The sequence below is a fragment of the Thiocystis violacea genome, assembly GCF_016583565.1.
Lineage (GTDB): Bacteria > Pseudomonadota > Gammaproteobacteria > Chromatiales > Chromatiaceae > Thiorhodococcus > Thiorhodococcus violaceus_A.
Map to the genome: position 1 here is coordinate 1 of NZ_NRRF01000100.1, position 11,900 is coordinate 11,900.

General features: G+C 60.6%; 11 protein-coding genes and 1 pseudogene. 9 read left to right on the forward strand and 3 right to left on the reverse strand.

All coding sequences use genetic code 11. The features are described 5' to 3' along the window. On the forward strand, positions 1-246 hold a 246-nt coding region (locus tag CKO23_RS22285; protein WP_200335272.1), incomplete at its 5' end, for a hypothetical protein. A 5-nt stretch (positions 247-251) separates the two neighbouring features. Here CKO23_RS22285 and CKO23_RS22290 read toward each other — a convergent pair. Both CKO23_RS22290 and CKO23_RS26050 read right to left on the reverse strand, forming a co-directional pair. Then, positions 252-2,570: a Tn3 family transposase gene (locus CKO23_RS22290; RefSeq protein WP_242482659.1), complete on the reverse strand. Its 2,319-nt coding sequence runs from the start codon at positions 2,568-2,570 to the stop codon at positions 252-254. Positions 2,571-2,698: 128 nt separating this feature from the next. Then, a pseudogene (locus CKO23_RS26050) lies at positions 2,699-3,181 on the reverse strand (DUF4158 domain-containing protein); the annotation flags it as partial. Between CKO23_RS26050 and CKO23_RS22300 the strand changes: the two are divergent. Genes CKO23_RS22300 through CKO23_RS22310 form a run of 3 tightly spaced genes read left to right on the forward strand, consistent with a single transcriptional unit; the run spans position 3,180 to position 4,698 of the window. Next, positions 3,180-3,923, forward strand: coding sequence for a recombinase family protein (locus tag CKO23_RS22300; RefSeq protein ID WP_242482660.1), 744 nt, complete (start codon positions 3,180-3,182; stop codon positions 3,921-3,923). The pseudogene CKO23_RS26050 and the gene CKO23_RS22300 sit on opposite strands and share 2 nt — an antisense overlap. 42 nt (positions 3,924-3,965) lie before the next feature. Then, entirely contained in the window at positions 3,966-4,220 is a 255-nt protein-coding gene (locus CKO23_RS22305; protein ID WP_200335276.1) for a UPF0175 family protein, read from the forward strand. Then, on the forward strand, positions 4,210-4,698 hold the full coding sequence (locus CKO23_RS22310; RefSeq protein WP_200335278.1) for a DUF3368 domain-containing protein: 489 nt from the start codon (positions 4,210-4,212) through the stop codon (positions 4,696-4,698). The genes CKO23_RS22305 and CKO23_RS22310 overlap by 11 nt, the downstream gene beginning before the upstream one ends. 168 nt (positions 4,699-4,866) lie before the next feature. Here the strand turns inward: CKO23_RS22310 and CKO23_RS22315 are convergent, their stop codons facing one another. After that, entirely contained in the window at positions 4,867-6,288 is a 1,422-nt protein-coding gene (locus CKO23_RS22315; protein ID WP_200335280.1) for a hypothetical protein, read from the reverse strand. Positions 6,289-6,647: 359 nt separating this feature from the next. Here CKO23_RS22315 and CKO23_RS22320 point away from each other — a divergent pair, with 359 nt between their 5' ends. From CKO23_RS22320 to CKO23_RS22340, 5 genes are all read left to right on the forward strand, one after another. Then, positions 6,648-7,193: an HD domain-containing protein gene (locus CKO23_RS22320; RefSeq protein WP_200335282.1), complete on the forward strand. Its 546-nt coding sequence runs from the start codon at positions 6,648-6,650 to the stop codon at positions 7,191-7,193. Positions 7,194-7,305: 112 nt separating this feature from the next. Then, positions 7,306-7,938, forward strand: a complete 633-nt coding sequence (locus tag CKO23_RS22325) for a hypothetical protein (protein WP_200335284.1) — start codon at positions 7,306-7,308, stop codon at positions 7,936-7,938. Between the two features lie 283 nt (positions 7,939-8,221). Beyond that, on the forward strand, positions 8,222-10,723 hold the full coding sequence (locus tag CKO23_RS22330; protein ID WP_346014663.1) for an AAA family ATPase: 2,502 nt from the start codon (positions 8,222-8,224) through the stop codon (positions 10,721-10,723). Beyond that, complete coding sequence (locus CKO23_RS22335; protein ID WP_200335288.1) at positions 10,720-11,310, forward strand: hypothetical protein; 591 nt, start codon at positions 10,720-10,722, stop codon at positions 11,308-11,310. The genes CKO23_RS22330 and CKO23_RS22335 overlap by 4 nt, the downstream gene beginning before the upstream one ends. A gap of 459 nt (positions 11,311-11,769) precedes the next feature. Then, a partial coding sequence (locus CKO23_RS22340) for a transposase family protein (protein ID WP_200334780.1) occupies positions 11,770-11,900 on the forward strand: 131 nt, incomplete at its 3' end.

Genomic DNA, 11,900 nt, shown 5'->3' on the forward strand with positions numbered 1-11,900 from the left:
TGGAACTGGGACGAGGATCGCTGCACCATCCGCACCGGCCACGGACCCGAAAACATCACCCGCCTGCGCCGCTTCGCCATCGGGCTGATCAAGACGAAATCGAAGGATTCCGTGGCGGCAACCATCGGCAAGCTCGCTCGCAGGGTCCGCCGTGTCTTCGACTATCTGGGCATGACGGCAAACTCCGCACCCCGCGTCGCCCAATCAGCGCCCGCCGGTTACCGTGAAACAGCGCACTTGTTGTAGGAGGCTCAACAGGACGCAATATGTTGCCTCTCCTGGCGTCCGTGCAAGCTACCGCCCCGTTTCATGGTCCGGGGTGGCGCTCCGCCATGTGCGTTAGAACGGATTCGCCGTGCCTCCATGTCGGCGAGGATCTCCGTCAAGTCATGGACGTTGTGCAGCATGATGATGTTGGCGACCAGATCCATGTACTTGACCTGCTTGGTCTGCTCGATCGGGTCGCCGCTCTTGAGCACGGGTCCGCCGAAGCCGATCCAGTCGAGGAAGTCGTTGTAGGACTCCACCTTGGTCGTCTCCGCGCGGATGCTGCGGCGTAGATCGGCCTCGGAGATGTAGCGCAGCAGGAAGTGCGTTCGCACCACCCGTCCCAGCTCGCGGAAGGCCCGATTCAGTGTGTTCTGGCGGCTATGGCTACCGAGCTTGCGCAGTAAGGTCGACGGCAGGATCTTGCCGGCTTGGATCGATAGCACGACCTGCATCATGTCCTGCCAGTGGGTCTCGATCAGCGTCCAGTCGATGGACTGGGTGAACAACGCGTCGATGTGCTGGTAGGTGCGCCCCTTCTCCGGCCGGTAGAAGATCACGTCGCTCCAGTTGCGCATGCGCGGAAACAGCTTGATTCCGATGAGGAAAGCCAAGCCGAAGACCGGTTCGCTCTGCCCCTGCGTGTCGGCATGGAGGACGTCCGGCTCGATCTCTGAGCGCTGCTCGAGCAAGGCGTCGAGAATGTAGACCGCCTCCCAGACACCGCAGGCGATGAACTTGCTGAACAGTGCGATGTAGGTCGCGGAGATGTGGTGGTAGGCAATGCCGCCGAACCCACCGTAGCGAATGTGGCGCTCACCGAGCAGGTTGTTCTCGCGCAGCTCCATCTGGGTACCGTCGGCGATCACCACCTTGTCGGATCCCCAGCAGCTCGGCAGCTCGAACCGCCGATACTGGTTGACGATGTCCGCGGCCGCGGCCTCAAGCTTGTTGGCATCGACGTGCTGAGCATTGATGCGGTGCAGACTCTGGCGACTGAGGCTCTCGGGGGCATGTCGCGCCGTCTCGCTTGCGCCGAGATTGCAGCCGAATCCGAACACGGTGAACAGGTAGCGGCGCACGGCATCGGACAACTTCGGGTCCGAGCCGGAGGGCGGGCCGAAATGACGTGTGTACGGCACCCAGTGATGGACATGCCTCAAGACATCGAGCAGGTGGCGCTCGGGCATCCGCGCGCGCACCGCCTCTTGAAACGCCTTCAGGTCTTCAGGGGGTGGCGTGGCGCGTTGCAGTTTCAGGTGCGGTGTCCCATCCGCATCGAGGCTGAGCGCGCTGTTGGCAGGAAATCCCTGGTCGACGCTGTCGGCCAGCGCGCTGAGCTGCTGACGCAGCTCGGCGACTAGCGCCGGTCCCGATACCGGGATCTCCACCGCCTCACAGTAGGCGTGCAAGCGCTCGGCGCACTCGGTCCAAGGCAGTCGCTGGGCGCGGTAGTCGGCGTAGGAGAACGAGCCCGGCACGAACAGATCTCCGGCTTGGAGCGCCTCGGCGATGTGCGTGAAGATGCAGACTTCCAGGGCGCGGCGGTCCAGCGCCGGGCTCCCATGGGCATCCGTGGTTTCGACAAAGGCGCTCCAGCGCAGCGACAAGAAGCCAAGGTCGATGTCACGGGGCAACGTGGCTTGGCGGGCTCGACGATGTTGCAGAACGTATCGCCAGGCCTCGATCAAGGCACTGTCTTGCGTCGCCGAGGCCAATCCGATCAGCTCCAGCACGCGGAACAGCGCCGAGCGATGGTCGGCGTGGAATGGCCAAAGCAACGGCAGGTGGTTGTCGTGGTGATAGGCGGAGACGGATTCGACCTGGGCACCGAGCAGATCGACGCCGCCTTCAGCGTCGAGCACCTGGCGGACGCGGCGCCCGAGATCATGATCGCTGCACTCGTCTTTGGCTTGGGACAGCACCTGTCCGAGGACGCCGATCAGCGATTCTTCCAGGGATTGGTGGCGTTCTTGGAGCGCGCGCAACCGTTCCCGGGCGGCGTGCCGGTTCTTGCGCATGCGCCGCAGGAACATCTCGACCAGCTCGTCGCGCGTTCCTGCTTGGGCTTGGAACAAGAAGCACAGGAGCAGCGTGTCGCGTTTGCCAGGCTGAGTCAGATCGCGCAGGTCGCCGATCTGCGTCTGATCGGCCTCGGCGGCGAACTGCCGAATCTTGGTGTGTGCGACTCCCTTGAGGAAGGGTTTGGAATCGATGATCGCATCCAGCTCCGCCAAGCGCTCGGTCCACTCGCGCATGTGCTGCAGGGTCGCCGGTCCCGGCGACTCCTTGAACCGCGCCATGGGTGAGACACTCTCCCCCGGCGGCACCTCGAGGAGCGTACCAGGATCGCGCGCTGCTCGCGGCTGAGCGCCGACGTGATCGATTGATAGAGCGCCGCGTGAACGTCTTGCCGCAGATGTCCAACCACTCGATCGAGCGCGCTGAACGCGGGCAGCTCCACGTTGGCCTTGACCAAGGTCTCGATGGCGAGGTTGATCAGATCCGCTGGATCACTCATGGTCAGTGCCGCCGCGCGGATCACGGGGGTGATCAGCGCTTCGCCGCCGTCACCGTAGCGGTGCACGCCCAGATGGCCCCGGATGAGACCGCGATACCGGGACAGGGTATGGGTTTTGACCCTGGCGTCGAGCAGGACGGTGTCGCCGGGAAGGCCCAAGGCGGCGCGCAAGAACGCGACGATCGACTCGGGCACCTCGTCCAGCACCGGGAAGTAGCCAAGCTGTTGACGGGTCTTGAGTAAGACGAGAAACGTCAGTCGTGCACTGGCACCGAGGCTGGCCTCGACGGTCAGCACCGTTTCTTCATCGGTCGGGCCGAAGCGGGCGTCGAGCTCCTGGTCGCTGAGCGCGTGGGGAAAGCGCGGATAGGCGGTGCGCTCGATCGAGGCCATGGGTGCGAAGCGCTCCGGTCTGGGGGTACGAAAAACCCCACCGAAATCAGCCGGTCCGAGCCTTCATCTTTCAGGGGTTTACGCGCGGGCTGCCGAGGGTACCAAAACCAACTGTTTTTGGTATAACCTCGACACCATGATCAAGCAGATCGCGATCTACGCGCGGGTGTCGACCGGGGAGCAAACGCCCGACAACCAGCTCCAGGAGCTGCGGGCGGTCGCCGCGCGCATGCATTGGCACATCGCGGCCGAGTACATCGACCATGGCCTCAGTGGCGCAATGGGGCGGGACCGGCGACCGGCCTACGACCGGCTCTACGACGCCATCGTGCGCCGTGAGATCGACCTGGTGATGGCGTGGTCCGTCGATCGGCTGGGACGGTCGCTGCAGCAGCTTGTCGCTCTGTTGTCCGATCTTCAGACCAAGGGTGTCGATCTGTACCTGCATCAGCAGGGGATCGACACCACGATCGCGGCCGGCAAGGCGATGTTCCAGATGTGCGGCGTGTTCGCTGAATTCGAGCGGGCAATGATTCGCGAGCGGGTACGCGCCGGACTTCAGCGCGCGCGATCACAGGGCAAGACCCTTGGGCGGCCGCGCACGCTCGCGGTGGTCGAAGAGCGTATCCGCGCGGCGCGCCGTCAGGGCAAGGGCATCAAGAAGATCGCCGCCGAGCTCGGTATTGGCGTCAGTACCGTGCAGCGCGTCGTGCATGGATCGGTACCGAATTCAGGATCTTGACGCGATCACCCGAGCCAATCACAACCCACCACCCGCACAGCCATGACCACCACGATCACCTTCGATTTCGATGCCTCGGCCTTTGGCGCGTTGCGCCTTTCCCCTGGTGAGTTTGCACGCGAGATGCGCATCGCCGCGGCGGTTCAGTGGTACGCCGAAGGTGTCGTTTCGCAGGGCAAAGCGGCTGAGCTGGCCGAGCTGACACGCGCCGAGCTCTTGGAGGAGCTCCACCGCCGCAAGGTCCCGGCGTGCCAAGTCACCGCCGACGAGCTCGCGGCCGAGATCCATGGCGGATAGACGCTGGGTCGTCAATGCCTCGCCGCTGATCTTGCTCGGCAAGGTCGAGCAGATCCAACTGCTCAGTGCCGTAGCGGGCCAGATCGCCGTGCCCAGCGCCGTCATCCGAGAGGTCAGCGCCAAGCCAGACGGCGAGCGTGCGGTTCAGACGCTGACCGCCCTCAAGCCGGCCATCATCGTGGATGACGAAATCCCGCCGGCCAACATCCTGAGCTGGGACCTCGGCGCGGGCGAAACCCAAGTCATCAGCCATGCGGTCGCGCACGCCGCAGACCGGGTCGTGATCGACGACTTGGCAGCCAGACGCTGCGCGAAGGCCATGGGACTCGCGATCATTGGAACCCTGGGCATCATCGGTCGCGCGAAGGTGGCAGGACTGATCGATCGCGCGGGGCCGGTGATCCAGCGATTGCGGGAAACCGGACTCTACGCGTCCGACGAGATCGTGCAGCGACTCTTGCGCGAGGTTGGTGAGTAGCGGGACGTCAGCCGAGATTGCTGAAATTTACACGTATCCTGATCAGACCCGATGATTGGTATGGCTGAGACCACGTCAGGCTGAACGCGATCGCGGCTCCGTCAGTTGGAGCCGTGATCACTCAGGGTAGGATGCGGTTCGCACGCTCACCACATCCGGAGAGACTGTCTACGGGGAGGCTGTTTTCTCGATCGCGTTCGCTTCACAGTCGGGTGGCTCGACGCCAGCCGCAACATCTGCCAAACGTTTCCTCAAATCCGTGGATATTTCCTGCGCCTCACTCCATATCGCGTCGAAATGCATTCGAGCTAACTGTATTCTGGCTTGTTGCAGTGACACTGACATGATTCTTAGCCCTTCCGCATTGACCGCCTGGTCGACTTCCCAAAGCATCTGATCGTCCATCAATCCAAAATCATAGGGCTTGTCTGCGAGCCGCTCTTTCGGCCATCTCGCCGCTTCGAGAATCCTAACCTTGATTCCTGATGTGATCTCACGGTCGATTCGAAAACAGAGTCGAGTGTCGTCGATGATGTCATGACTATCGGGAATGACAAATGTTCGTTCGATGATAAACTCACCGCTAGAATATTTGATTCTCTTCGCTTGCGCTTCCAAATAACGGAGTGCTCGCTCACACTCTCCATTTGGTTGATGACTCCAGATGACAACCGCCGAGATTCTTTTCCGCGCGGCATTGACAATATCGACCGGTAAACGTTTCAGTGATGCTTCACGCTTGATACTCAGTTGGCGGTTTGATAGGACGTCTTGCAGACCATTCACCTTGCTCCTAATCTCCTTCTCAAAGAGCTCACGAATCTTGAGATCCGGATAGATCGACTCCTTCTCCTGATCCAGCCCTTGACTCACGCCATGGAGATCCACGGAGTCTGGAATGGGCAGCGCATCCATTGTGGATTCTGGCGTGGGGAAAGATTTTCTGTTGCTCCCCAAGGTCGTAATGAACCGATCCAGATCGGCGGAGACCTCTCCTTGTTTTCGCTGCATGCGCGTAAAGGGTGCGGATTGCAGCGACTGGGTATGTTTCACATGGGGATGGGCGCTGATGCGAAGGATCGCGTCATACATATCGGATAGTGGCGCCCTGAGCTTAATGATCGCATCCATATCCGAATCTCCATAGACGAGACTGGCTTCGACCACCTCTTTCATTGCTTGGCACGCGGACAATATCTCGCCCCATGCACGCACATTGACCGCGGCAAGGACGTAAACGACGGAAGGCGACTCTGGAGGAAAATCCAGCGCTGAGTCCCGTGCGAACCGCCTGTCAACGACGTTGTCTTCCGCAAGCCGTCTCGCCGCCGTCTCGATGTAGCCGAGCCAGATGTCGCCGAGTGTACCCGTGCCGCTCAAGATCCTTCCAAGCTGATCCTTGGCGACTCTCAAGGTCTTTCCCGTTGTCTGCGCGATGGCCTCCGCTAGGCGCCTCCTAGCTTCGTTTTCGTCGTCATCGATCGCTTTCAGCAGTGCCTTGAGGTTCATCAACCGCCACGATTCCACGACCCGCCCCTCGCCAACCTTCATTTCCGACACCGACAGATCCTCCAGATTGACGTCGGTCACACCGACGTAAATGACTCAATCGCGAATGCGAGATTAACAAACCTACACCAAGGAGATTTGCGATATCAAGTATAACCGACAGAAATCTGTGAATATGTTTATATCACATACGCAAAAAGCCACATATGCGACGTGACAGACGGCAGGCTGAGCGACGATAACGACAGCATGAACTATTTTTTTATGTTTAAAAACATATATATAGAGATTGACATCAAGCCTGGATCCAACTAGAACGAATCTATGGATGACGTGCGTGCGGCATCGGCGAGGACGGTGGAGCGACTTCGCTTACTCCACCCGAGAGCGAGGCAGTACCTCGGCACCCGGCATGATGATCAAGATTCAAAGGAGAAAACATGGACCACGCGAGTCTCGCGCTGCTGATCGACGCGCTCAGCTTCGCCGCGCAACAACACCGGAATCAGCGGCGGCTCGACCCAGATGCCTCGCCCTACATCAACCACCCGATCGATCTGATCCGAGTGCTGTCGGTCGAAGGCGGTGTACATGATCCGCAGATCCTCTGCGCCGCCCTGCTCCACGACGTTTTGGAAGATAGCGCGACGACGCATCAGGAGTTGCTCGAGCGTTTCGGGGCTGAGATCTGCAATCTGGTCATGGAGGTCAGTGACGATACCGCTCTGCCGAAGGTTGAACGCAGGCGTCAACAGGTGCTCCGAGCACGCAGTGCAAGTCAGGGCGCAAGGCTCATTAAATTGGCGGACAAGATTTCCAATCTTAGGCAGATTCCTCCGAACTGGGATGTCAGCCGAGCCCAAAGTTACTTTGACTTCGCCGCCGAGGTCATCAATCAATTCCGTGGAACGCATGTGGAACTGGAGTCACTCTTCGAGCTGGCCTTTGCGAAGCGTCCCTCTGATGACGTCTCGAAGGAGAGGTAATGGTATCTCAGGGAGGTGAGACATTATCTCAGTATCTTTTTCAGCTGCTGGTTATGGAAAAGGTCGGCTGAAAGCCGGCTTAATTGAGAACGTCGTCAATCAGGTAAACACTATGCAAGGGTTCATCGATGATTTCCGCACACATATGGAGGCGCTTCTGGGCATCAGGCCAAGGCCTGTCGTGCTGGAAGCGAATGAATGCGTACGCCTCGAGGTGCCGCTCACCTCTGACGGTCAACAAATAGACACCTATATTCTTTTCGACCCCTCAAGCCAGTTGTTGTTCTGGCGCGCGCCACTCCTGAAGAAGCGCAGCGACCAGCAATTGTTCCATTTCGGTGTACTGAAAGGGGAACCGGGTTACCTAGAGCTTTCCCAAGCCGCGGATCTGGGTCGCCTCAGAACCACTGACGAGGAGGGTCCAGTATTCGAAATCGCCTTGCCGATCATCGAGACGCTATCGGAGAAAACGGCACGTCTTCTCCTGATAGAAATGGGTTGGGCATTCACCTTGCAACGTGCTTGCCTGTGGGCCGCGGGTGGGGGCGACATGGAATTGAGTCCCGTCGACTGTGAGCCCGAAATACCGGACATGGCAAGCGCAGAAGAGCCGTCCCCCAAGAAAGTCCGGTCTGAGGCAAAGGGCCGCGTCGCGGAGATCGACCGCGCGATCAACGCGGGAGATATCGCCCTGGCTCGCCGTTTGAGCCGGGGTGGAGATATCGATATCCCTGATGTGGTCTAGCGGAGCTTATCTGATGAATGATCTCTTATTGTTGGCGAAGGCCTTCGCGCTGCGCGAGAAGGCCAAGGTCGTCGCCATGCCTCACCTGCTCGAGGCGTTGTCCTACGTCGAGGTTCAGGGTGACAACGCGGCGCTGATGAGGCCCCTGAACGCCAAAACGAGCGCGCCTGATCCGGCGATCGATGCCGAGTCGATGGTCATCCGGGCGGGGGATGCATGCAAGCTGCCTCTGGACGGCCAGGTGCGCAACTGGGTCCGTAAGTTCGAGACGGTCGGCTTGGACGTGCGTTTGAAAAATGTCGCCGGCTACAGGCTGCCATCGGCCCTGGCAACCGCGGCCCGTATCCGATCTCGACTCGAGGCCGACTTGCAAGGGCAACCAGCCGTCGTGGAGGCGATATCGGTCTATCTTGCCGGGCATGGACATGACGACAAGGGGTTGCGTGGCGTCTATGTGTTCGCGGGTCCACCGGGGTCAGGTAAGTCCCATGCCGCCCACCTGTTGGCCGACGCGCTCGGTGGCTACCGAATCTGGGAATACGACTGTGCCGGTATTGACTCGGCGATCGAGCGCTTCGCCTTTGATGGCTCCCGCTCGGCCTTTCAGGGCGCTAGCCCTGGAGAACTCACCAGTTATGTGCGTCTGAATCCCAAGTCGGTCATCGTCCTCGATCATTTCGAAAAGATGAATCCACTTGTCCATTCATTCTTGGCGCCATTGTTGGAAACCGGCTGGTTGACGGATCAATACGGTTTCTTCGAGGACGATAACAAGAATAAAAGCCAGATCGCGTCGCCGGACGTGGACTTCAGACAGTGCCATCTCATCCTCTGTGTCGAGAGCGGCGAGGATCTCTACGATGCCCCAGCCCTGCTCGCCCGCCTGGAACGCGAAGGCGGCGAGGGCCGTGTGGCGTCCGCGCTGCTCGCGAGTCTACGCCGCGCCCATAATCCGCTGTCGCAGCCGCCAGGACCCTGCTTTTCCTCCCCGGTCCTGTCACGTCTGGCCTCGCAGGGCGCCCTCTGCCTCTTCCGCCGGCTGGATTGGGCAGCGCTCACATCGATCGCGCGCAATAGCCTCCGACTGGCCGTACAGCACTTTGAATCCACGCATGACGTCTGCGTCGACATCGACGGCAGCGAGGATCTGACCCGCCTGCTCGTCCTCGAGCATGGCGGCCAAGTGGATGCGCGCCGCGTTGGGCTGCAAAGCCTGTCGCGGCGTCTGTTCGAGCCGGTCATACGGCATTCGCTGAAAACGCGGTGCTGGTGGAGCAGGATTGCGATCACGGTGACCGATGAGGCTTCCATTGCCCTAGCCGACATCTTGCACGCGCTGAGCGCGGATCCCGTGAAGACCCTGTTGCGCACCATGAAACGGGTCGAGCTTGACATCGATGTCAGCATCCAGGGCGAGACGATCGCGCTGTCCGTCGTCAATCCACGCCTGGTCAAGATCGTCTCGGCGGATGACTTTCAGGGCGATGCGGCGCTGCTAATCGAGGCGCCCGATGTTCGCTTCAACGATGTCGCGGGCATGGACAAGGTCAAGGCCGAGATGCGTCGCCACGCGCGGCAACTGCGCGACTGGGCCAGCCTGCGTGAGCAAGGCTTGCGACCAGCCGGAGGACTTCTCGTGTACGGCCCACCCGGCACCGGTAAAACGATGCTGGCCAAGGCGCTCGCTCACGAGGCAGGGCTCCCATTCCTGGCGGTCACCGGTGCCCAGATGCTCGACCTCGGTTTCCAACAAAGGGTCTTTGACCGCCTCAAGCGCTACGCGCCCGCCATCCTGTTCATTGACGAGCTCGATGCATTGGGTCATCGGCGCCAAGCCTTCAACCCCGCCGTCAATGCCCTCCTGGCTGCCATCGACGGCATCAGCAGCCAGATCGGCGAGCCCATCTTCGTGGTGGGCGCCACGAATTTTCCGCCGGAGCGGATCGATCCAGCCTTGTTACGCCCGGGGCGCATCGAGCTGAAATTCGAGATTGGACCACTGGACCGCCAGGCGCGACGCAAGCTGTTATCGCCGCTGAAGGATCGCTTGTCGGCGGATGAGATCGAGCCGCTGGTCGACTTCAGCGCCGGCTTGAGCGGTGCCCAGCTTGTTGCCGCCATGCGCGAAATGCAGCTCGCCGAAGCACTGGACGGGCACGGCGCACGCGATGCGCTGGAATGGGTGGCCTTTGGCGAGCGGGTCGACTATGCCCAAGGCATGCGGGAAAGTATTGCTTACCACGAGGCCGGTCATGCCGTTGTTCACATCGTCAATGGCGTCAGCCGCGTCGACTATGTATCGCTGACGGCGCGTGAAGCGGACGCCGGACACGTCTGGACATCCCGCGACACCATCTCTGCCGTAGGCATTCAGGCCACGCGCTCCATACTGGCCGCATTGATGGCCGGTCGCGTGGCGCAACGGCTGCGTTTTGCTGAGGCAGGCATCGACAACGGCGATGCCTCCGACTTGAAGCAGGCCACCCGCCTCGCCTATGAGGCTGTCGCGCATTGGGGACTTGATCCCGAAGTCGGCGCTGTACACCTAACGCCCACAGACTCCGGCATACGCATGCCGGATCTCGAAAAGCAGGTCGAAGCCCGTGTCCGGATCTGGCTGAGCCAGGCAGAGGACGATGCCAAGGCATTGCTCAATGCTCACTGGCCGGCGGTCGAGGCGGTCGCCGCAGCCCTGTTGGACCAGGGGGCGCTGGCACATGATGCGCTCTACGCGCTAGTGACAGAGGCCTCCCCTGAGGCGTGCAACGAACGGAGGAAACCATGAAGCCCAAGAAATCCCAAACAAACAACAAATCCAAAGCCCGGAATCACGCACGGATCCCGCTGATCAACGGCGAGGACTTTCCGCTGTGCGTCCGGCGTCAACTGGCTGTAACGGCCAGCCGGGATTCCAAGGATGAGAGCTGCTTCGATGATGCTGTGGTCACTGGCCTGCTGGGCAGTCTGTCACTCGATTTCTCTGAGAAATGCCGAGTGCTGGATACCCCATTGAGCCGGTTTCAACATGACAGCCTGCTTGATGTATGGCGCGAGGAGGCGGAAAAGCTCGCGCTCATGGCGCACCACCACCCCCAGGACATAGCGGCCCTAATCGCGAAAACGGTATTTGTTGGCTTTCGGCTCGCGAGCTACAAGGGTTTGGCATTGTCTCCGGAAGTTGAGGACGCGCTTGCCTGTCGCATGGCTCGCCACGCGGGACGCAGCGGCGCGGCGAATCTACTGACGGGCTTGCCCGATTCATTCTGGTTAAAACGCAATTTGTGTTCATGGTATTGGCGGCATCTGCTACCTGGTGATCATGCTGCCTGGAAGGCAGCCCCACCCATCTCCACAAGTACGCGCTCGATCTGATGCAATCAGCCCGCGAGCCGTCGAGCGAGAAACCGCCGCCAATCGGCTTGATGGTTTGGATTAGACGCGACCAGAACTAATACTCACGACACTTCGCGATTGATACGGTTCGTGCCTCAAAGGATCCCAGAAATCTAGCGCGATGGGGCCAATTTACCCATCGGATTCGGTCCTCACCTGGTCAAGCCTGGACGGACACCTTGTCACGGCGAAACCGTTCTACCGCAGATTGACTCGCCGTAGTGGGATTTACCTTCGATTCTGTACAGGCCCCAGCGTTTGACTCAAACTGCGCGCCAGGATTGGTTGGCGAGGCAGCGCGACGCACGTGCATGACATCATCCTGCGCTCGGTCGCAGGCCCGCTTCGTCGATCCGCGCCCAGGCACGCCTGACCCAACCGATGCTCGATCCTCTTGACCACGACGGAGCCCCGAAACTGATGTTGAGTGCCAAGCAGATGCGTTCGCTTCCAGCGTTCTTTGCCGATGTGCCCGATCCACGTCGCAGCCAAGGTCGGCGCCATCCCTTGCCGGCGGTGCTCGCCATCGCCGCCGGCGCGGTGTTGTGCGGGGCACGTGGCTATCAGGC

Bases quoted from the DNA above. Each gene is read 5' to 3' on its own strand.
- CKO23_RS22325 (WP_200335284.1), top strand. From the start codon at position 7,306: ATGCAAGGGTTCATCGATGATTTCCGCACACATATGGAGGCGCTTCTG.
- CKO23_RS22335 (WP_200335288.1), top strand. From the start codon at position 10,720: ATGAAGCCCAAGAAATCCCAAACAAACAACAAATCCAAAGCCCGGAAT.
- CKO23_RS22300 (WP_242482660.1), top strand. From the start codon at position 3,180: ATGGGTGCGAAGCGCTCCGGTCTGGGGGTACGAAAAACCCCACCGAAA.
- CKO23_RS22305 (WP_200335276.1), top strand. From the start codon at position 3,966: ATGACCACCACGATCACCTTCGATTTCGATGCCTCGGCCTTTGGCGCG.
- CKO23_RS22320 (WP_200335282.1), top strand. From the start codon at position 6,648: ATGGACCACGCGAGTCTCGCGCTGCTGATCGACGCGCTCAGCTTCGCC.
- CKO23_RS22290 (WP_242482659.1), bottom strand. From the start codon at position 2,570: ATGGCGCGGTTCAAGGAGTCGCCGGGACCGGCGACCCTGCAGCACATG.
- CKO23_RS22310 (WP_200335278.1), top strand. From the start codon at position 4,210: ATGGCGGATAGACGCTGGGTCGTCAATGCCTCGCCGCTGATCTTGCTC.